The organism is Methylobacterium sp. ARG-1 (assembly GCF_001262595.1).
Lineage (GTDB): Bacteria > Pseudomonadota > Alphaproteobacteria > Rhizobiales > Beijerinckiaceae > Methylobacterium > Methylobacterium brachiatum.
The window spans coordinates 1-21387 of record NZ_LHCD01000027.1 but is presented as its reverse complement, the minus strand read 5'-3'; the positions used below and the strand labels follow the sequence as shown (position 1 = coordinate 21387).

Here is a 21387-nt window from a genome sequence, read left to right as displayed (position 1 = left end):
ATCCGAGCGATCCAGCCAGAGGACCACCCATGCCGAAGACCACACTCGCCCTCGCCGCCGCCCTGACGCTGGCGCTCTCCGGAGCGGCGCTGGCCCAGGCCCCGACCACCGGCGGCGCCGGGCAGGGCAACGTGAACAAGTCCGGCGCCGTGGGCGGCACCGGGCAGGGTTCGCTGGAGCAGACCGCCCCGGCCCGTCCGGGCGCGACGACCGGTTCCACCACCGCCCCGCGGACCGGCACGCCCGGCGCGCCCGCCGGCGGTGGCACGGCGCCGAGCGCCCGCTAAGCCGGCCCAGGCCGATCCCGGGCGGGCCCGGGATCGGCGTTCCGGCTCAGGCGCCGAGGCCGCCGACGCAGAGGTACTTGGTGTTCAGGTAATCCTCGATGCCCTGGTAGGAGCCCTCGCGGCCGAGGCCTGATTCCTTCACGCCGCCGAAGGGCGCCACCTCGGTGGTGATGATGCCCTCGTTGATCCCGACCATGCCATATTCCAGCGCCTCGGCGACCCGGAAGGTTCGGCCGAGGTCGCGGGTGTAGAAGTAGCAGGCCAGGCCGAACTCGGTGTCGTTGGCCATGCGGATCGCCTCCGCCTCGTCGCGGAACCGGAACAGCGGCGCCAGCGGCCCGAAGGTCTCCTCCCGGGCCACCGCCATGTCAGGGGTCGCACCGGTGATCACGGTCGGCTCGAAGAACTGGCCCCCCAGCGCGTGGCGATGGCCGCCGGCGACCACCCGGCCGCCCTTCTCGACGGCGTCGCGGATATGGGCCTCGGTCTTCTCCACGGCTGCCATGTCGATCAGCGGCCCCTGGGCGACGCCGTCCTCGATGCCGTTGCCGACCTTCAGGCGGTTGGCCGCCTCGGCCATCTTGTCCGCGAAGGCGTCGTAGATCCTGTCCTGCACCAGGAAGCGGTTGGTGCAGATGCAGGTCTGGCCGGAATTGCGGTACTTCGCGAGCATCGCGCCAGCCACCGCGCGGTCGAGGTCGGCATCGTCGAACACGATGAACGGCGCGTTGCCGCCCAATTCCATCGAGACCTTCTTCACCGTGTGCGAGGCCTGCTCGAGCAGCACCTTGCCGACCTCGGTGGAGCCGGTGAACGTGATCTTCTTGACCAACGGGTTGCCGGTCATCTCGCCGCCGATGGCCCGGGCCGAGCCGGTGAGAATGCTGACCGTCCCGGCCGGGAAGCCGGCCTTCTCGCACAGCACGCCCCAGGCGAGGCCGGATAGCGGGGTCTGCGAGGCCGGCTTGATCACGATCGGGCAGCCGGCCGCGAGCGCCGGGGCGATCTTGCGGGCGATCATCGAGGACGGAAAGTTCCACGGGGTGATCGCTGCGACCACGCCCACGGGCTCCTTGGTCACGAGGATCTTGCGGTCGCCCCAGGGGGAGGGGATCACGTCGCCGTAGACGCGCCGCGCTTCTTCCGCGAACCACAGCACGTAGGAAGCCGACATCGCGACTTCGCCGCGGGATTCGGTCAGCGACTTGCCCTGCTCGGCGGTGAGGATCTGGGCCAGATCCTCCTGATTCTCGGTGACCAGGGCGGCGAGCTTGCGCAGCAGCACGGCGCGCTCGTTGGCCGTCTTGGCGCGCCAGGCCGGGTAGGCGTCGTGGGCGGCCTGGATCGCCCGGCGGGTCTCGTCGGCACCGGCATTCGGCACCCGGGCGATCAGCGCGCCGGTGGCCGGGTTGGTCACGTCGATCGTGCCGGACCCGGCCTTCGACCATTCCCCGCCGATCAGGCAGGATTCGACCAGGAGGCTGCGGTCCTTCAGGGTGAGTGTGTCGGACTCAGGCATTCAACGGTTCCTTCGGCGGCTGCGGCCTGTCCGGCTGAGACAGTTCCGTCCGCGACTTGAGGGGCGCGCTCTGGGCCGTATTCCTCGCCTGCGCCTCGGCTTTTGTCTCGAAAACATGGGGAGCCAGATCGCGGCTCGCCAACGAGGCGCCGAGTTTCAATCGCAAGAACGCGCTCGTCGTGTAGCGCGAGGCCGTCTCGTAGTATCGGTTCTCCAAATAAGCGATCGCCGAGAAATAGGCATCGCTCACCGTCGGGTCGATCTCGAACCCGTCGTAATTGGCGATCAGGTGGACCCTGCGGCCGATCTCCTGGCAGGCGCGCTCGTATTCGCGCCGCACCAGCTCGACGTCGTTGATGGTCCGGACCTGGAAGCCCTCGAGGTTCGAGAACAGGATGTTGCGCTCCCGGTCGTAGGTGATCCGCTCCGACAGGGAGAGCCCCAGGAGCCAGGGCTCCAGCCCCATCACAGCATCGCGGAACAGCCGCGGATCCATGGGCTTGGGATCCTGCACGATCGGCACGAACCCCATCTGCCCGAGGATGTCCCGCTCGATGTCGATCCCGGGGGCGACCTCGGCCAGTTCCATGCCGGCCTTGGTCCGGCGGAACACGCAGCGCTCGGTCACGTAGAGCACTGGCTGGCCGCGCTCGGCCGCGTAGGCGCCCGAGAACGTCACCTGCTCCACCGCGGCGATGAACTTCCGGGAGCGCCCCTCGGCGACGATCCGGATACCGTCGCCCTCGACCACCACCTCCAACCCGTCGGCCGTGAAGGTGCCGGCGAAGACCAGGCTCTTGGCGTTCTGCGAGATGTTGATGAAGCCGCCCGCGCCGGCGAGCCGCTTGCCGAACCGGCTGACATTGACGTTGCCCTCGGCGTCGCATTGCGCGAGCCCCAGGCAGGCGAGGTCGAGGCCGCCGCCGTCGTAGAAGTCGAATTGCTGGTTCTGGTGGAGCACCGCCGCCGGGTTCAGCGCGGCACCGAAATCGAGCCCGCCCTGCGGCAGGCCGCCGATCACGCCGGGCTCGGCGGTGAGCGTCAGGTAGCGCAGCACCCGCTCCTCGGCGGCCACGGCGGCGACCCCTTCGGGCATGCCGATGCCGAGATTGACCACGCCGCCCGGGGGCAGCTCGAAGGCGCAGCGCCGGGCGATGACTTTGCGGGCATCGAGCGGGATCGGCGGGATCCGGTCGAGGGGCACGCGCTGGCGCCCCGTGAAGGCGTGGTTGTAGGCGGTGCCGTAGGTCTGGCGGTGGTTTTCCGGCTGGCTCAGCACCACGCAATCGACCAGCACCCCGGGCACCTGCACCTCGCGGGGGGCCAGCGAGCCGGCCTCGGCCAGCCGCTCGACCTGGGCGATGACGAAGCCGCCCGAGTTCTTGGCCGCCATGGCGGCGGCGAGATTGTCGAGGGTGAGCGCCTCGCGCTCCATGGTGATGTTGCCGGCCGGATCCGCCGTGGTGCCGCGGATCAGCGCGATATTCACCGGGAACGCCTTGTAGTGCAGCCAGGACTCGCCGCCGAGCTCGACCACGCTGACGAGATCCTCCTGGGTGACGGCATTGAGCTTGCCGCCTTCGAGCCGCGGATCGACGAAGGTGCGCAGGCCCACCTTGGTGATGTGGCCCGGCGTGTGGGCCGCGATCTCCCGGTAGAGATGCGACACGACGCCGAGCGGCAGGTTGTAGGCCTCGATCTGGCCGTCGATCGCCATCTTGGCGAGCTTGGGCACGAGCGCCCAATGGCCGCCGACGACGCGACGCACCAGCCCCGGGATCGCCAGCCGGTTGAGGCCGCGCTCCTTGCCGTCGCCCGGCGCCGCCGCGAACATCAGCCCGAGCCCGTGCGGCCCCTGGCCGGCCTCGAACCGCCGGGCAAGCGCCAGGATCAGCTCGTCCGGTGTGCCGATGCCGACGAAGCCCGAGACCGCGACCATATCGCCGTCCTGCAGGATGGCGAGCGCCTCGTCGGCGCTGACGATCTTGTTCTTCAGGCTGCCCATGCCGTCACCCTCGGAGCCTGGACGTTGAGATCGCCGTCATCGAAGTAGCAGTTGAGCAACCGCCCGATTCCACCCATCCCCCTCATCCTGAGGTGCCGGGCGATCGCAGATCGTTCGGCCTCGAAGGAGCCCTCCAGGGATCGCGGCGGCCTCTGGAGGGCTCCTTCGAGGGCAGCGCTGCGCGCCGCCACCTCAGGATGAGGGGGAGATTTGGATCGGCCACAGGCAGCGAGCCCGCGTCTCGGCGAGCCTCGGACCGCGCCGATCCGATCCGTGGACCATGACACACAGCTACCCACGCGCACCCAGCCAATCGGCGATGCCGGAGCCCAGCAACTTCTGCGCCTTGCCGCCGACGAAGACGCCGACATGGCCGCCCGGCAGGCCGAGCTCGGTGTAGTCGTCGGTGCCGATCCTGTCCTTGAGCGCCTGGGAGGTGGCGGGCGGGATGATGTGGTCGTCCTGGGCGAAGACGTTCAGCACCGGGCAGGCGATACGCTTCAGGTCGACCGTGCGGCCGCCGAGCACGAAGGTGCTCTGGACCAGCTTGTTGTCCTGGTAGAGGTCCTTGAGCCACTGCTTGGCCGCCTCGCCCGGATGGTCCGGGCGGTCGGCGATCCACTTCTCCATGCGCAGGAAGTTCAGGAACTTCTTCTTGTCGTCGAGGGCATCGAGCAAGTCGAGGTTGTACTTCGTCATGGTGCGCATCGGCGTCATCATCGAGAACACCGAGCCCATGAACGCCCCGGGCAGCGAGCCCTGGGCGTCGATCAGGCGGTCGACATCCTCGGGCGACAAGGACCGGGTCCAGACATTGATGAAGCCGTGGCCCGCCCGGGTCTCGCGCGTATCGGCGTGGAAGTCGATCGGCGTGATCGTCAGCACCATCGCGTTGACCCGCTCCGGGTAGAGCGCCGCGTAGCAAGTGGTGAAGACGCCGCCCTCGCAGATCCCGAGGAGGTTGATCTTTTCGCGGCCAGCGGCCGCACCGATGAAGGCGACGCATTCGGCAAGGTAATCGTCGACGTAGTCGTCGATGGTGACGTAGCGGTCGGCCCGGCCGGGATTGCCCCAATCGACCACGTAGAGGTCGAGGCCGAGATTGAGCAGGTTGCGGACCAGCGAGCGGTCCTCCTGCAGGTCGGCCATCGTGTAGCGGCCGATCAGCCCGTAGACGATCAGCACCGGCGGCAGGCCCTTGCTCTCGGCGAGCGGCCGGTAGCGGTAGAGCGAGACCTTGTCCTGGCTCCAGACCAGGTCTTTCGGCGTAGTGGCGATCTGCACGTCGGCGTCGCGCACATCCGAGAACAGCTTGGCCCCCGCGCTGATCCGGCGGCCGAGCTCGGCGACCTCGGCCAGCATCTCCGCGGGGTTGAGCGGAAGCGGCGCGGTCGGAGCCTTCGACGCGTCCCGGCCGGCGGCCCCCTTATCGGTGGTGCCCTTGTCAGCCATGCGCATCCTCCGTTGCCGGCGCGGCGGTGCCGTTCGTCTTGGAGACCCGGGCGGCCTCCCGGCGTTCCCGGCGCAGGGCCCGGACCTCACGGCGCAGCTCGGTCAGGCTCTTGTGCACGTCATCGAGCTCGGCCCGGGTCGGCTGCCCGTAGAAATCCGACAGGAAGGCCGAGAGATCCTGCTGGGCGAGCCGCAGGTCGGTGGATGCCTTCAGCACCACCCGTTGCGAGGCCAGGAACGCCTCGCAACGCTGGACCTCCAGCAGCACGGCGTTGGCGGTCTCGGTCCAGCGGGTCATCATCTCGCGGGCGGAGCTGAAACCCTCGCCGCGCTCGGCGCGGTCGTTGGCCTCCTTGGCGAAGGTGCCGGCTGCCCGGGTCCAGGCGTTGAGCATCACCGCCTGGTGCTCGGCCTGCGCCCGCCGCAGCGCCGCCCAGGCGGTGAACAGCGCGCCGTAGCGCCGCTCGGTTTGCCACAGGTCGGCGAGCTGCGGGCCCTCGGCCATCCGGGTCAGCGCGGCGTCGAACTCGGCCGAGCCGCCGAGCCAGGCCTGCGGGTCGAAGATCCGGGTCAGCACCGCCCCGGCTGTCGGGTCCGGCGCGCCGGCGCCACCCTGCAGCGACGCGGTCAGGGTCTGCGACAGGGCGGTCGCAGAGGCCCAGGCCTGGGCGAGGTGACTCTGCGCCGTGGCGAGGCCGGAGAGATCGGTCTGCGGCGGGTTCGGCCAGGAGAAGCCCGGCGCAGTCCCGGGGGCGAAGAACCCCGCGCCGGCGCGGGTCCAGAACTCGCCCATCGCCTTGAACGCGTCGAACTGGTCCATGACGGCGTCTCTCCCGGCCGGTCCGGCTTCGCGATGCCGGTATGAGCGTTCAAGTCCAGCATATGCCGGTCGGACTCCACCGAGTCCCGATCCGCCCCTCAGCCTTCGGTTCCGGACGATCGGAGATCGTTCGGCCTCAAGGGAGGAGGTCGCGGGTCGGCGGCCCTCCCGGGATCAGGCCGCCGGGCGCACCTCGCCGAGCGCCTCGGCGTAGATCGCGTAGGCGTCGTCGTAGGTGACCTCGCGCGGATTGTTCACGAGGAGCCGCGTCTGCTTCATCGCGTCGGTGGCCATCCGCTCCAGATCCTTCTGGGCCACGCCGACCTCGGCGAGCGAGGCCGGGACCTTGCAGTCGCGGCAGATGGCGTCGAGGCATTCGACGAACCGGGCGGCGGCCTCGGCCGGCGGCAGGTCGGCGGCGGCCGGGTCCAGGATCGGCGCCAGCTCGGCGTAGAGCGGCTCGGCCTGGGACAGGTTGAAGCGCATCACCCCCATCAGCACCAGGGCGTTGGAGAGTCCGTGCGGCACGTGGAAGATCGCGCCGACGGGATAGGCCAGCGCGTGCACCGCCGCCACCGGGGCGTTGGCGAAGGCCATGCCGGCGAGCATCGAGCCGAGCAGCATGCCGGAACGCGCCTCAAGGTTGCGGCCATCCGAGCAGGCGGTGCGGATATTGGCCGAGAGCAGGGCCAGGGCCTGCTTGGCGAGCTGATCCGAGATCGGGTTCTTCTTGTTCTTGCTGGTGAACGCCTCGATGGCGTGGACCATGGCGTCGATGCCGGTGGCCGCGGTGACGGCGGCCGGCAGGCCGAGCGTCAGCTCGGGATCGAGCACCGCCCAGTCGGGCAGGAGTTTCGGCGCGACGACGCCCTTCTTCTCGGTGGTCGGCGTCGTGACGATGGAGATCGGCGTCACCTCGGAGCCGGTGCCCGCGGTGGTCGGCACCAGGATCAGCGGCAGCCGGTCGCCCTTGGCCAGGCCGACGCCGTAGATCGAATCCAGCGCCTCGTCGGACTTCGCAAGGTAGGCGACCAGCTTGGCGGTATCGAGCGCCGAGCCGCCGCCGATCGACAGGACGAGATCCGTACCCAGCTCTCGGGCGCGCTTGGCCGCCGCCTCGATCACCGTGGAGGGCGGGTCGGCGACCACGTCCTCGTAGACGTCAATGGCGATGCCGGCGGCCGCCAGCGCCGTTTCGGCCGCCTCGGTCAGGCCGGCCTTGCGCACGCCCTTGTCGGTGACCAGCAGGACCCGCTTGGCCCCGAAGGTACCGACGATCTCCGGCAGCTTCTTGGACGCGCCGGCCTCGAACAGGACGTTCGGGGTGGTCTGGAAGGTGAACGGGTTCATCGCGCTGCCCTGTTGTCGTGCCGGGATCACTTCGTCGACGGGATCACTCGGCCGGCTCGAAATCCTTCACCTTCTCGCGCAGCTCTTCGACGAGAACGCGCGTGTTCTCCGAATAATCGATCGGCACGGCGACGAGATGAACGCCGCCTTCGGCGAAGGCGCGATCGAGCGTCGGCACCAGATCGTTCACCGCTTCGACCCGGTGGCCCTTGGCACCGTAGGATTGCGCGTAGAGCACGAAATCCGGGTTGCCGAATGTCATCCCGTAATCGGCGAACTTGTCGACCGCCTGCTTCCAGCGGATCATGCCGTAGGCCGAGTCGTCGAGGATCAGCACCACGAGGTTGAGCTTAAGCCGCACCGCGGTCTCGAGCTCCTGGCTGTTCATCATGAAGCCGCCGTCGCCGCACACCGCCATGACTCGGCGGCGTGGATAGAGCATCGCCGCCATCATGGCCGAGGGAAGGCCCGCACCCATCGTGGCGAGCGCGTTGTCGAGGAGCAGCGTGTTGGCGACGTAGGTGCGGTAGTTCCGGGCGAACCAGATCTTGTACATGCCGTTGTCGAGGCACACGATCCCGTCTTCCGGGATCACCCGGCGGACGTCGCGCACGAGACGCTGCGGCGTCACCGGGAAGCGGTCCTCGCCGGCCCGGTCGGCGATGTGGCCGAGGATGTGCTCGCGCAGGTGCAGCAGGGCGCCGGCGTTGGGCAACTTGCCCTCCAGCTTGTCGGCGAGCAGCTTCAAGGTCGGCCCGAGATCGCCGACCACCTCGGCGTCGGGGTAGTAGACCTGTTCCACGTTGGCCGGCATGTAGCCGATATGCAGGACCTTCTGGTCGGCCTGGCCCATGAAGAAGGGCGGCTTCTCGATCGTGTCGTGGCCGATCGCGATGATCAGGTCGGCCTTGTCGATCGCCTCGTGGACGTAGTCGCGCTCGGAGAGCGCGGCGGTGCCCATGTAGAGGTCGGTGCCGCTGGCGACCGTGCCCTTGCCCATCTGGGTGGTGAAGAACGGGATCTGGGTGCGGTGGACGAAGCCGCCGAGGTCGCCCGTGGCGCGGGGCCGGCTGGCGGCGGCGCCGAGCATGACCAGCGGCCGCTTGGCCTTGAGGATCATGGCGGCGGCCCGCTCGATCGCAGCCGGATGGGCGACCGGGATGTCGATCGGGTGCGGCGGCACGACGTTGGCCTCGGCCTCCTCGGCGGCGATGTCCTCGGGCAGCTCCAGCAGCACCGGCCCGGGCCGCTCCTCGGTGGCGACCCGGAAGGCATCGCGCACGATGGTGGGGATCGACGAGGCCGAGACGATCTGCCGGGCCATCTTGGTGATCGGCTTCATCGAGCTGATCACGTCGACGATCTGGAACTTGGCCTGGCGGGAGGACAGGATGCCCTTCTGGCCGGTGATGATGATCATCGGCATCGCGCCGAGATGGGCGTAGGCGGCGCCGGTGGAGAAGTTGAGCGCGCCCGGGCCCAGTGTCGAGAGGCACACGCCCGGCCGGCCGGTGAGCCGGCCATGGGTCGCCGCCATGAAGCTCGCCGCCTGCTCGTGGCGGGTCAGCACCAGCTCGATCTTGGAGGTTCGCAGCGATTCGACCACATCGAGGTTCTCCTCGCCGGGAATGCCGAAGATGCGGTCGACGCCCTCGTTCTCGAGGGCCGCAACGAGAAGATCTGAGCCCTTGGGCATGTGATGTCCCACCTGATGCGACGCCTGGCAGCGCCGTCCGGTCCATCCCCGATCCGTCCATCGCCGACGCGGTCTGATCCGCACGGCGCGGACCGGGAAGGACTCTGTTCGAATACGCGACCGGTTAGATGGCGGCCCTGTAGAGGGGTCAAGACCCGCCGGGGGCTGAATGGTCACAGAGCCCGGCCAATCCTATCGTGCACGGGGATGGGTCCGTTTCGGAACGACTGAGTACGGTCAAGGTTGTCAGGCACACGGTTCGGCGGGAGATCATGGACCAGGTGCGAAGCGACGACACGCGCGCTGCGGCGCCGCTCCCGGCCTCCGACGCCCCGGCCGACGATGTGGTTCTGGCGCCGCTGGCGGACTTTCCACGGATCGATCTCCGCGCCGGTGTCGAGCCCTGGGACAAGCGCCGGCAGGCCGGCAAGGCCCTGCGGGCGACCGTTCCGCATCACGCGCACGCGTCCTTGGATTCGCAGCCGGATCGCCCCGATCCGATCAGCCTGATCGAGGCGGCCCATGACGGCCGGCAGGCCCATCTGATCCCGCTCCGGGTCGCCCGGATGGCGACGAGCCCGTTCGCGTTCCTCCGGGGCGCCGCCCACGTCATGGCTTGGGACCTGTCGCGCGGCCCGCGCAGCGGCATCGACGTCGTGTTGAACGGCGACGCGCATATCGACAATTTCGGCCTGTTCGGCACGCCGCAGCGGGAGATCGTGCTCGACCTCAACGATTTCGACGAGGTCACGGTTGGCCCGTGGGAATGGGACCTGAAGCGGCTCTGCGCCGGCATCGCGGTCGCCACGGCTGATGCCGGCACACCGCCGGAATCCTGTCGCGCGGCCGTGATGACGGCGATTTCGGGATACCAGCACACGATGCGGCGGCTGGCCCCGCAAGGCTCCCTGGAGGTGTGGTACCAGACTACCCCGGCGGATACGGCCCATCTCGGCGGGATCCGCATGGATTCGGAGGCCCGCGCCGTGGTCCGCCGCGCCGTCGACAAGGCGCGGCGCAAGAACAACCGCAGCCTCCTCGCCCAGGTCGCCGAGCGGCGCATCGACGGCGGCTGGCGGTTCCGGACCGACCCGCCGATCCTCACCCCGGTCGACGCCGCCACACGACAGAGGATCGTCACCGGGCTCGAGCGCTACGCCGAGACGCTGCCGCGCGAGCGGCGGTTCATGCTGAACCGTTACCAGGTCATCGACGTCGCCCACCGGGTGGTCGGGGTCGGCAGCGTCGGGACGCGGGCCTACGTGGCGCTGCTCTGCGGGAATTCCGACCGGGACGCGCTGTTCCTCCAGGTCAAGGAGGCGGTTCGCCCGGCCCACGCGCCGTACCTGCCCGGCATGCCCGAGCCCTATGCCGGCCACGAGGGCGAACGCGTGATCTACGGCCAGCGCCTGCTCCAGGCGGTCGGCGATCCGCTGCTCGGTTGGACCAGCATCGATGGCCGACCGTACTACGTACGCCAGATGAAGAACCTGAAGGGCGCGATCCCCCTTGCCGAGATGTCCGGCCCACCGCTCCTGACCTTCTCGTATGCCTACGGGGCACTCCTGGCCCGGGCGCATGCCCGGACCGGGGACGCGGCCGCCATCGCCGGTTATTGCGGCAGCGGCAAGAGCCCGGACCTGCGCGAAGCCCTGGCCGATTGGGCCGCGGCCTATGCCGAGTGCAACGCCGCCGATTTCGCCCTGTTTCGCGAGGCGATCGCCCACGGCCGGCTCGAGGCGGCGAACGATCCCTGCTTGTGAAGCTGTGGGCCGGTCACCCGGCTCTCTCCGTCATTGCGAGCGCAGCGAAGCAACCGTCACGGCATCCCGAAGGTTGGGGCCTCGTTGGCGAGCCGCACCAGCAGATCGCGCAGCCAGCGATGGGCGGGGTCGCGGTCGTAGGAAGCGTGCCACAGCATCGACACCGCCACGTCGTCGAGCGGCACCGGCACCGGACTGACCGCGAGGGACAGGGCGCTGCCGAAGGCGGTGGCGAGCCGCGCATGCATGGTGGCGATCACCGGGGCGGCGCGGACCATGAACGGCACTACGAGGAAGCGCGGCGTCGTCACCGCGAGGATTCGCGAGCGCCCGATCAGGGCCAGGGCGTCGTCGACCACCCCGTGGGCGGTCTCCCGCAGGGAGGTCAGCACATGCGGGAACCGGAGGTAATCGTCGAGCCCGATCGGCGGCTGGACCCCGATCAGATCGGCGTTGAACAGGACGACGTAGCTGTCCCGGTAGAGCAGCCGCTGCTTGTGGTGGATCTGTCCCTCCGAGAACAACCCGATGGCGAGGTCGACCCGGTCGGCATCGAGTTCGTCGAGGATGCGGGTGCGGTCGACCGAGCGCAGGAGCAACCGGATCCCGGGAGCCTCCCGGCGCAGCTGCGCGATCAGACGCGGCCCGAGCAGGACCTCGACGCTGTCGGGCAGGCTTACGGTGAAGCTGCGTTCCACGGTGGCCGGGTCGAAGCGCTCCTCGCGATGGACCAGGGCCTGCACCTGCCGCAAAGTCGCCCGCAGGGGCTCGGCGAGCTTCAGGGCCCGGGGCGTCGGCCGCATCCCGTCCGGGGCCCGGGTGAGGAGCTCGTCATCGAACAGGCGGCGCAGCCGGGCCAGGCTCGAGCTCATCGCCGACTGGCCGACGCCGATCCGGGCGGCCGCCCGGGTGACGCTGCGCTCGTCGAGCAGCGCGTCCAGGGCAACCAGCAGGTTCAGGTCGATCCGGCTGAGATCGATGTGGTCAATGGCCAAGTGCGGGGCGATCGGTTCGAGGGCGATTGCCGACCTTAGTGCATCGTTCCGGGCATTGGTGCCAGGACGACGCGATCGGCTTCTGGTTTCGCATCATCTTTGCCCCGGAAGCCAGCAACCAACGTTCGGGATGATGCCTCTGCAGAGGCTCATCCTTCACCCTGCAGGCTGCACAAATTTTGAGGTGCCGGCGTTGTTGCAGACCGCGACGTGCCCCCTCACCCGTGCGGGAGAGGGGGCACGCGACTTCCGCGCCCACGGCCCGACTGCGGTTACAGGCGAAACCTATGTCAGCCGTAGCCCTTACGCCGGAACGGGCTCCCGCGGCTCGGTGTGGTCGAAGAGGCGCGGCGGCGCGATCTCGTCCTTGGCGCCCATCCGGTCGATCAGGTGATCGGCCACGCGCAGGGCGTTGGCGATGATCGTCAGGGTCGGATTCACCGCGCCGATCGACGGGAAGAAGCTCGCATCGGTGACGTAGAGGTTGTCGAGCTCATGCGCCTTGCAGTTCCGATCCAGCACGGCGGTGTCGGGATCCTCCCCGAACCGCAGGGTGCCGGCCTGGTGGGCGGTGCCGCCGATCGGGATGTTCTTGCCGAGATAGAGCGAGCGGTCGAACAGGTGCGGGTGCATGTCGGTGAAGCTGCAGATCTCCTGGAGCTTGCGCCGCAGCCGCTTATGCGCCTCGACATTGGTCTCGGTGAGGTCGAGATGGACCTTGCGGTCTTTATAATAAACCCGATTCTGGGCGAGCGGGATATCCTCCGAGGTCAGCCAGAAATCGACCGAGTGCTTCGCGATCCAGTCGAACGGCTTGTTGGGGAACCATTGCAGGAAGCCCGGCAGTCCCTCGCCATGGATCTGGGCGCCGTCGGACTTGCCGACCATCTGGATGTGACCGAGCGGGAAGTCCCAGCGGTCCTTCGGATCGGGGTCGCCGAAGTAGAAGTCGTTGAGCCCGAGGGTCTTCTGAAAGCGGGTCGGGTTCGGGATCTTGGAGATCGCCAGCACCGTCGAGTTGTTGTGGCGCATGTAGTTGCGCCCGACCTGGCCCGAGCCGTTGGCGAGGCCGTCCGGGTGACGCGCGTTTGCCGAGCGGAGCAGCAGCAGCGCCGAGGACAGCGCCCCGCAGGCCACCACCACGAGGTCGGCCGAAGCCTCGAACGGCGCGTCGTCGCGCGTGCCGACCACGCCGGTGACGGTGCGGCCGCTCGGGTCTGTGACCAGCCGCTCGATATAGGTGCGGGTCAGCAGCGTCAGGTTCGGGCAGTCGCGCAAAGCCGGATCGACCACCATGGTCTGTGCGTCGGACTTGCCGTTGGTCGGACAGGGGAAGCCGTCGAAGGATTCGCACTTGATGCAGGGCGAGGTCGAGACGGCGCGCCCGTCTTTCTCCACCAGCCGCACCCCGACCGGAAGGTGGAACGGTTGGTGGCCGGCGCTCTTCAGGTTGTCGAAGAGCTGCTGGATCCGCGGCTCGTGCGAGACCGGCGGATGCGCGTAGGGCTTGCGCGACCACGGCTCGGTCGGGTCCTCGCCGCGCTGGCCATGGACGTGGAACAGCTCCTCGGCGGCCTGGTAATGCGGCTCGAACTCGTCGTAGCCGACCGGCCAGGCCGGGGCGATGCCGTCCTCGTGCCGGATCGCGCCGAAATCCTTCTCGCGCAGGCGAAACAGGACCGAGCCGTAGAATTTCGAATTGCCGCCCACGTAGTAGTGCAGGCCCGGCTGGAAGGTGCTGCCGTCGGAGGAGTGCCAGGTCTCCTTGGTCTGGTAGTAGCCGTCGACGATCACCGCCTGGCTGTCCCAATTGCGCGGCTCGCGCAGGAGGTAGTCGCCGCGCTCGATCAGCAGGATGCGCTTGCCCGTCTGGGCCAGGCGCCACGCCATCGTCCCGCCGCCGGGGCCAGATCCGACGATGATCACGTCGTAATGCTCACCCGGCATAGGCTCTATCTCCGTCCGGACCGATTGTCCTGGCAGGCAACTCGCGAGCCGGATTTCGGATCGCGCTGCGGCGACGTTTAGCATTCCGTGCCGACGATCCGTGCAACAGGCGGTTAAGGGCTTTTCCCAACGCGGCCTTCAGCTTCGCCTGCGATCCTGCACCGAGCCGGCCTGCAGCCGGGGAGGCAGCCATGGTCGTCAACGATATCGCGCTCGTGCTGGCGCTGCTGATCGCGGCGGCGCTCGCGCTCAGCCACTGGCGCGCCCGGCGCTCCGTCGCGGACGAGGCCGAAGCCGAGCGGCTGCAGGATCGCATCTGGCGGATCAGCGAGAGCGAGGACCGCTATCGCGCCCTGGTGGCGGCCACCACCGAGGTGATCGTGCAGCGCGACGCCCGCGGGCGCATCACCTACGCCAACGACGATTACGCCCGGCTGCTCGGCCGCCCGGCCATCGACCTGCTCGGCGCCCAGATCGATCTCGAGATCCTGGAGCGGAGCGAGATCGAGGTCGGCGAGGACGGCGTCCGACGCATGGAGGCGCAGATCCGTTCGGTAGACGGCCAGGTGCGCTGGTTCGCCTTCGTGGAGATGCCGGTCGCGCATGGCGACGCGATGCACTGGCTGCGCGCCGGCCGCGACGTGACCGCCCGGGTCGAGGCGCTGCGCAGCCGCGACGCGGCGCTCGAACGCGCCGAGGCCGCCAGCGTGGCGAAGTCGCGCTTCCTCGCCACGGTCAGCCACGAGATGCGGACGCCGCTCAACGGCATTCTGGGCATGGCCGATCTGGTGCTCGGCACGAACCTCGACCTGGAGCAGCGGACCTATGTCGAGGCCGTGCGCACCAGCGGACAGGCCCTGCTGGGGCTGATCGACGGCGTCCTCGATTTCTCGCGGATCGAGGCCGGGCGCCTCGACCTTGCGGCCGAGCCCTTCGATCTGCCGGCCCTGGCCGAGAGCGTGGTGGAGCTTTTGGCCCCGCGGGCGCAGGACAAGGGCATCGAGATCGCCCTCGACGTGACGGAAAGCTTCCCCCGGGGGCTCGTCGGCGACGCCGACCGCGTCCGGCAGATCCTGATCAATCTCGCGGGCAACGCGATCAAGTTCACCGAGCGCGGCGGTGTCGGCGTCAGCCTTGGCTTCACGCCCATCCAGGACGGGGGAGGGGAGGTGACGCTGGCGGTCTCGGATACCGGCTCCGGCATCCCCGAGGACCGTCTGCCGATCCTGTTCGAGGAGTTCGAACAGGGCGACGGCAGCGCCAGCCGCAGCCACGAGGGCACCGGCCTCGGCCTCGCCATCACCCGACGCCTGGTCACCCGCATGGGCGGCCGGATCGAGGCGGATTCCCGCGTCGGCCGCGGCTCGACCTTCCGGGTCGTCCTGCCTCTGCCGGAAGCCGAGGGCGCCCAAACCGGTCCGGTCCCTCTGCCCCGGCTCGAAGGGCGCCGCTGCCTGATCGTGGCGGATTCGCCATACCAGGCGCCCTACCTGGCGCGCAGCCTGTCCCGGGCCGGCGCGGCCACCGTGATCGTCGGCACCCTGGAGGACGGGCTCGACGCGCTCTCGGGCGCTGCCTTCGACGCGGTCCTGGCCGACCGGGCGCTGGGCGACGCGGCGGTGCGCCAGATCGCCGATGCCGCGCGCGGCTGCGGGGTCCGATCGAGCCTCGTGCTGCTCTCGCCATTCGACCGCCGCGGCTTCGGGGCGCCGGGGGCAGCCGGCTTCGACGGCTACCTGATCAAGCCGGTGCGCGGCCGGTCGCTGTTCGAGCGGCTGCTCGCCCCACCGGTGGCGGTCGAATCCGCAACCATCCCGGCACCCGCCCCGGCCCGGACGGGAACGGGCCTGCGGGTCCTGCTCGCGGAGGACAACCCGATCAACGCGCTGCTCGCGACCCGCGCCCTGGAGCGTCTCGGCGCCGAGGTCGTCCACGCGGTCGACGGGGTCGAGGCGCTGGAGCGCCTGCAATCGAGCGGCCCGTTCGACCTCGCTTTGATCGACGTGCGGATGCCCCGGCTCGACGGCCACGAGACCGCCCGCCACATCCGCGCCGCGGAAGCGGCCGGAGAGGGGACCCGGCTGCACCTCGTGGCGCTCACCGCCAATGCCGGCCGCGAGGACGAGATCGCTGCCCGCGCCGCCGGGTTCGACGGGTTCCTGGCCAAGCCGCTCAATCTGAAGCTGCTCCCGGCCCTGCTGGAGCGCCGAACCGCGCAGGCCGCCTAGCGCGTCGTAGGAGGCACCGGAACCGGCACGACGCGCCGGCTTTCTGTTTCGCATCGTCTTTCCGACCTCAGGCGCTCACCTTTCGAGGCGATGCGCTCGCCCAGCCGAACCCGCGTTGACAGCCGGCCGCTCCCCGCGCCAACAGAAAGCCCATGTCGACAGCCGCCACCACGCCGCCTGCACCGCGCTCCGCGACCGGCGCCCTCGCCGCCTGGGGCATCGCGATTCTCGTGATCGCGACGGTGCTGCTCGGCGCGCTGCTGCCGGCCCGGCACCCGGCTCCGGCGCGCTCGGTCGCCGACGATCCGGCCTGCCTGGAATGGACCGACGGCTGCCGCGTCTGCCAGCGCTTGGCCGAGGGTCCGGCCTGCTCGCTGCCCGGCATCGCCTGCCAGCCCGGCACGCCGCACTGCCTGCGCCACCGCGACGGGTGAGGCCGGGCGCACCAATCCTGCGGTTCGCGCCGAGCCCGAACGGGCGGCTCCATCTCGGCCACGCCTATTCGGCTCTGCTCAACGCCGACCTCGCGCGGCGGATGGGCGGCCTCTGCCGCCTCCGGATCGAGGATATCGATCCGGTCCGATCGAGGCCGGACCTGATCGGGGCGATCGTCACCGACCTGGCCTGGCTCGGCCTGACCTACCCCGAGCCTTTGCGGCATCAGTCCCGCCACCTCGATTCGTACCGGGCAACGCTCCAAGGCCTGATCGCGAGAGGGCTGGCCTATCCGTGCTTCTGCTCGCGCGGGCAGATCCGGGCGCGGGCGACCGCCCTTGCGGGCAACCCGCACGATCCGGACGGCGCACCGCTCTATCCCGGCACCTGCCGCGGGCTCGATCCCGGGATCACGGCCGAACGCCTCGCCCGGGGCGAACCGCATACCTGGCGCCTCGACATGGCGGGTGCCCTGCATTGCGCCGCCGCCGCGCTCGGTTACGAAGCTTTCGACGGGGCCGAGACGCGCCGGGTCGTGGCCGATCCGGCCAGATGGGGCGATGCGGTCATCGCCCGCCGCGACGTACCGACCAGCTATCACCTCGCCGTGGTTCACGACGACGCGGAGGAGGGGATCACCCACGTGGTCCGTGGCCGCGACCTCGAAGCGGCCACCGATCTTCACGTGCTGCTGCAGCGCCTGCTCGGCCTCCCAACGCCGCGCTACCATCACCACGCCCTGATCCTCGACCAAGACGGCGAAAAGCTCGCGAAGTCCCGGGGCTCGCAGAGCCTAGCCGATCTGAGGGCGGCGGGCGTCACGCCCGAGCAGATCCGCGCGCGTCTCGGCTTCGCCTGAGCGGATGGCCGTTGCAGATCCGGGCATCGGCCAACACCGTGGCAGGCGAACTGGGGGATTCGCATCCCAAACGACGCGACGCGGCGCATGCCGCACTCGGCCGAGTAGTTCGGCGCCGAGCGCGCCTTTTTTTGGAACGCCGATTATCTCGATCTGCTCTTCGGGCGGCTTGGCCCGCCGCAGCCGGCCGCGATCCTCGACGTCGGCTGCGGCGAAGGCCATTGGGCGCGGCTGATCGCCAGACGGCTGCCGCCCGACTCATCCGTGATCGGTGTCGATCGGGAGGCCGTGCATCTCGCCGCGTTCGAGCGCGCGCTCGCGACGACCGAAACGGCTGGCCTCGCCATCAGCACGCTGCAGGCGAGCGCGTACGATATCCCGGCCCCGTCCGCCACGTTCGACCTCGTCACCTGCCAGACACTGCTGCTGCATCTCCGGGAGCTCGCGAAAGCGCTTGGCGCGATGAAGCGCCTGGTGAAGCCCGGCGGTCAGATCCTGTGCGTCGAGCCGAACAACCTCGTCGGGCGCTTGCCGATATCCAGCCTCACGTCGGTGATGCCGGTCGACACGGCCGTCCGCCTCGCCGAGTTCGCTCTCCGCTACGTCATCGGCCGGGCACGCTGGGGCCTGAGTGATGAAACCATCGGCGAGTCGCTGCCCGGCCTTCTCACCGAAGCCGGCCTCCAGGACATTCGCGTCTGGTTCTGTGACCGGGCGGCGGCCGTCTTTCCAACCGACGACACGGCCGAACAGGTAGCCCTTCTCGACGCCGGGAGGCGCTGGCGACGGGAAGGGCTCGGCCCCTTCGACAAGGCGGAGATGCGCAGCTGCGTCCTTGCCGGCGAGGGATGCGAGGCGTTCTTCGAGCGCACCTGGGCCGATTACCTCCGCTTCGATGATCGCGTCGCGGAAGCTGCGGCAAACGGCCGATGGCACACGGCGGGCGGCACATTGTTCTTCGTCGCCGCCGGGAGAAAGCGCCCGTGATCCGGCTCTCGGCCGGACCGCTCATGCCGTGCCGTCCTCACCGGTGCCGCGCGGCGACCTTCAGCAGCACGATCTCCGAACGCTGCACCGGCCGTCACCTCAGCGGACGGCCGCATCCCGCTGCGCCAATGCCGTGGCGCTCTTCGACTTCAGCATGGTCGCGTCGACCTGCTCGCGCTGGCGCTTGAACTCGGCGAGAAGCCGACCGTCGAGCTCGCGGCCGCGCGGCACGCGGATCTTCATCGGATCGACGAAGTGGCCGTTGATGATCACCTCGTAATGGAGGTGCGGCCCGGTCGAGAGGCCGGTCGAGCCAAGATAACCGATGATCTGCCCCTGCCGGACCCGGACGCCCTCCTTCACGCCCCGGCCGAACCGCGACATGTGGTTGTAGGTGGTCACGTAGCCGTTGACGTGCTGGATCTCGACCCGGTTGCCGTAGCCCGAGGTCATCTCGGCCCGGATCACCACGCCGTTGCCGGCCGCGGCGATCGGGGTGCCGATCGGGTTCGCCCAATCGACGCCGGTATGCAGCTTGGCGTAGCCCAGAACCGGGTGACGCCGGTAGCCGAAGCCGGAGCGCATGATCCCGTCCGGGATCGGCTTACGCAGCAGGAACTTCTTCAGGGAGCGCCCCTGCTCGTCGAGATAGTCGATCGTGCCGTCATCCGGGGACTGGAAGCGGTAGACCTTGCGGGTCTCGCCGCCCAGGGTCAGGGCGGCGTAGAGCAGGTCCGGGCGATCGGCCCCGGCCTCGTCGTCGTAGGTGTAGAACACGTCCAGGCCGTCGCCGCTGCTGATCCGGCGCTGGAAATCGAGGTCGTAGCTGAACACCCGGACGATGTCCTCGACGGTCGCGCGCGGCAGGTCGTGGCGCGCGGCCGTCTCGTAGAGGCTCTGGTACAGCCGGGGGCCTGAGCCCGAATCCTCATCCTCGTCTTCACCCGCCTCCGCCTGTGGCTGCGGCTTGGAGGAGGGCGCCTCCTCGGTGGGCGGGGCCACCGAGACGAAGGCGCTCCGGTCGTTGAGCGCGGCGATACCCTCGATGCCGTTCTCGCCGTAGAGTACCACGCGGGTGACCTGGCGCGGATCGCCGGGGCGAGGCCCGGGGGCGATCTGCACCCGCATCTGCTGGCCCTCCGCGAGCGCGCCGGTGCGGGCTTTGCCGCCCAGGGCCGCGACGATGCCGCGGATCTGCTCGTCCCCGGCCAGGCCGGTGGCCTTCAGGATGCCCTCCAGGGTCTCACCGCGCTTGAGCGCGATGTCGCGCTCGTCCACGAGCGGCGCCTCGTTGGGCTTGAGCTCGACCTTCACGACCTTGGTGACGTTCTCGGGGACGACCAGCACCTCGATCGATTTGAACGGGTTGGCGTCCTTGGCGACCGCACCGTCCGCATCACCGCCGCCCGCGCCCTGTTGGAGGGTGCGCGACAGCAGGATCTGCGGGGCGATCGGGATGGCCGCGCGGCGCCCGGCCTCGGCGGCGATCCGGCGCTCCTCTTCCACCTGCGCGGTGACGTCGTCGTCGGTGAGCGCCGGGGCGTTGACGTCGACCGGGGCGTCGGCGAGGTCGCGCTTGACCACCGTCACCTCAGCCCCCGGGGCATCGGCTGCGGCATCGGGCGCGCGCTCAAGCGGCTCATCGGAGACGAACTTCATCGGGTCGAACCGGGGCAGATCGCCGGCATAGACGCCCGTCGTCATCGACAGGGGCGTGGTGATCCGCACGAAGGCCTTGGCCTTGATGATCTCGCGGTCGCCCAGGCGGACGGTCACCGGCGCGCGGAAGCTCTGCTTGGCCGAAGCGATCATCAGGTTGCGCACCAGCCGGTCGCCCTTGCGGGCGATGTTGGCGCCGCTCTCGCTCGGCTGCGGCCGGGCCATGAGGGTGGCCTTCTCGGGGATCGCCGCAAAGGACACGTCACCCTGGAGAGAGACGTGCAACGCCGCCGCGATCAGGCCGGCGCCGGTCAGGCCGGTCAGCGTGCTGGCGCAGAGCCAGCGCAGGTTGACCGCGCGCCGGTCGATCTGGGTCGCATCCGCGCCGAGGAGATCGAGGGGGGCCTGGACCCCGCGCCCGACGCCGGGGGCGAGGGCGGCCACGTCGCCGATCTTGAGTCGCTCGCGCTTCACTCGAAGGTCCCGGAAAGACGACGGCGCACAAGCGCTCCCGCCAGCCTGACTGATCCGCGGCCGGTCAGGCTCAGGCCGCCCGCCCCGTAGTAGGTACGAAAGGTTCATCTCGGAGCCCAGCATGTCGAGATTGAGGCGCAGACCGCCGCAGCCGAGCATTCCGCAGGGGGATTCGCGGTGCCGCGAGAGGGGAGGGGGCCCGATCCGGGGCGTCGCTGGAAAATCTGCGAATCGGTGTTGACGGCGGGGAACCGGCTGCGTATACACCGCTCATCGGCGCCGGCCGCGGAAGTGGCCCGGGCGCTGAGGCATCTTCTGACAGATTGGCGGGGTTAGCCGGCGGGAACGCCGGGTGATCGGCTGTCTGTCTCTGGTGGATGGGCCTGAGGGCCTGATCGACCGGTCTTTGACATTGTTGGATTTGAGGAAGGGAGACGCGGACGGCGTTTGTCCTTGCGGCTGGGGCTTCGTGCCCTGGCAAGTGAGAGACTCGTGCCGATCGTCGGATCTCTTTTTGAGCTCACCGATTTTGCTGCGCTGTGAAGCGCTGCGGGATCGATTGTGAGGCTCCGTCTGAGAATTACGTGATCAGCTTTGATCAATCTCTTCAACGTGAGAGTTTGATCCTGGCTCAGAGCGAACGCTGGCGGCAGGCTTAACACATGCAAGTCGAGCGGGCACTTTCGGGTGTCAGCGGCGGACGGGTGAGTAACGCGTGGGAACGTGCCCTCTGGTTCGGAATAACTCAGGGAAACTTGAGCTAATACCGGATACGCCCTTTTGGGGAAAGGCTTGCTGCCGGAGGATCGGCCCGCGTCTGATTAGCTAGTTGGTGAGGTAACGGCTCACCAAGGCGACGATCAGTAGCTGGTCTGAGAGGATGATCAGCCACACTGGGACTGAGACACGGC

At 69.3% G+C, this 21387-nt stretch carries 15 protein-coding genes and 1 rRNA gene; 7 read left to right on the top strand and 9 right to left on the bottom strand.

All coding sequences use genetic code 11. The features are described from left to right. The first annotated feature begins 29 nt into the window (after positions 1-29). The gene (locus tag AKJ13_RS21375) at positions 30-287 is read left to right on the top strand and encodes a hypothetical protein (RefSeq protein ID WP_050735177.1); all 258 of its coding nucleotides are present in this window, start codon (positions 30-32) and stop codon (positions 285-287) included. A 46-nt stretch (positions 288-333) separates the two neighbouring features. Here AKJ13_RS21375 and AKJ13_RS21370 read toward each other — a convergent pair whose 3' ends face one another. The 6 genes from AKJ13_RS21370 to AKJ13_RS21340 form a co-directional block, all read right to left on the bottom strand. Continuing rightward, on the bottom strand, positions 334-1806 hold the full coding sequence (locus AKJ13_RS21370) for an NAD-dependent succinate-semialdehyde dehydrogenase (protein ID WP_050735176.1): 1473 nt from the start codon (positions 1804-1806) through the stop codon (positions 334-336). Then, entirely contained in the window at positions 1799-3811 is a 2013-nt protein-coding gene (locus AKJ13_RS21365) for an acyl CoA:acetate/3-ketoacid CoA transferase (RefSeq protein WP_050735175.1), read from the bottom strand. Before AKJ13_RS21365 ends, AKJ13_RS21370 begins: the two co-directional genes overlap by 8 nt. A 291-nt stretch (positions 3812-4102) precedes the next feature. Further along, on the bottom strand, positions 4103-5263 hold the full coding sequence (gene phaC, locus AKJ13_RS21355; RefSeq protein ID WP_200905676.1) for a class III poly(R)-hydroxyalkanoic acid synthase subunit PhaC: 1161 nt from the start codon (positions 5261-5263) through the stop codon (positions 4103-4105). Next, positions 5256-6083 (bottom strand): poly(R)-hydroxyalkanoic acid synthase subunit PhaE, encoded by an 828-nt coding sequence (locus AKJ13_RS21350; protein ID WP_050735173.1) that lies wholly within the window; start codon positions 6081-6083, stop codon positions 5256-5258. The genes phaC and AKJ13_RS21350 overlap by 8 nt, the downstream gene beginning before the upstream one ends. Positions 6084-6257: 174 nt before the next feature. After that, positions 6258-7433, bottom strand: a complete 1176-nt coding sequence (locus AKJ13_RS21345) for an iron-containing alcohol dehydrogenase (RefSeq protein ID WP_050735172.1) — start codon at positions 7431-7433, stop codon at positions 6258-6260. Positions 7434-7476: 43 nt separating this feature from the next. Next, on the bottom strand, positions 7477-9129 hold the full coding sequence (locus AKJ13_RS21340; protein WP_050735171.1) for an acetolactate synthase large subunit: 1653 nt from the start codon (positions 9127-9129) through the stop codon (positions 7477-7479). Between the two features lie 272 nt (positions 9130-9401). Between AKJ13_RS21340 and AKJ13_RS21335 the strand changes: the two genes are divergently transcribed. Next, on the top strand, positions 9402-10892 hold the full coding sequence (locus AKJ13_RS21335) for a DUF2252 domain-containing protein (protein ID WP_200905675.1): 1491 nt from the start codon (positions 9402-9404) through the stop codon (positions 10890-10892). Between the two features lie 56 nt (positions 10893-10948). Here the strand turns inward: AKJ13_RS21335 and AKJ13_RS21330 are convergent, their stop codons facing one another. Further along, positions 10949-11887 carry a LysR family transcriptional regulator gene (locus tag AKJ13_RS21330; RefSeq protein ID WP_050735170.1) on the bottom strand — a complete coding sequence of 313 codons (939 nt, stop codon included), beginning with the start codon at positions 11885-11887 and terminating at the stop codon, positions 10949-10951. A gap of 303 nt (positions 11888-12190) precedes the next feature. Further along, complete coding sequence (locus AKJ13_RS21325; RefSeq protein ID WP_050735169.1) at positions 12191-13834, bottom strand: GMC family oxidoreductase; 1644 nt, start codon at positions 13832-13834, stop codon at positions 12191-12193. A gap of 191 nt (positions 13835-14025) precedes the next feature. Between AKJ13_RS21325 and AKJ13_RS21320 the strand changes: the two genes are divergently transcribed. From AKJ13_RS21320 to AKJ13_RS21305, 4 genes are all read left to right on the top strand, one after another. Then, complete coding sequence (locus AKJ13_RS21320) at positions 14026-16062, top strand: ATP-binding protein (protein ID WP_050735168.1); 2037 nt, start codon at positions 14026-14028, stop codon at positions 16060-16062. Positions 16063-16214: 152 nt separating this feature from the next. Further along, positions 16215-16496: a hypothetical protein gene (locus AKJ13_RS21315; RefSeq protein ID WP_050735167.1), complete on the top strand. Its 282-nt coding sequence runs from the start codon at positions 16215-16217 to the stop codon at positions 16494-16496. Beyond that, positions 16493-17356, top strand: coding sequence for a tRNA glutamyl-Q(34) synthetase GluQRS (gluQRS, locus tag AKJ13_RS21310; protein WP_050735166.1), 864 nt, complete (start codon positions 16493-16495; stop codon positions 17354-17356). The genes AKJ13_RS21315 and gluQRS overlap by 4 nt, the downstream gene beginning before the upstream one ends. A 153-nt stretch (positions 17357-17509) precedes the next feature. Continuing rightward, positions 17510-18343 (top strand): class I SAM-dependent methyltransferase, encoded by an 834-nt coding sequence (locus AKJ13_RS21305; protein WP_082317053.1) that lies wholly within the window; start codon positions 17510-17512, stop codon positions 18341-18343. Positions 18344-18442: 99 nt separating this feature from the next. Here AKJ13_RS21305 and AKJ13_RS21300 read toward each other — a convergent pair whose 3' ends face one another. Further along, positions 18443-20476, bottom strand: coding sequence for a M23 family metallopeptidase (locus AKJ13_RS21300; protein ID WP_050735164.1), 2034 nt, complete (start codon positions 20474-20476; stop codon positions 18443-18445). A gap of 608 nt (positions 20477-21084) precedes the next feature. Here AKJ13_RS21300 and AKJ13_RS21295 point away from each other — a divergent pair. Beyond that, positions 21085-21387, top strand: a 16S ribosomal RNA gene (locus AKJ13_RS21295); the annotation flags it as partial.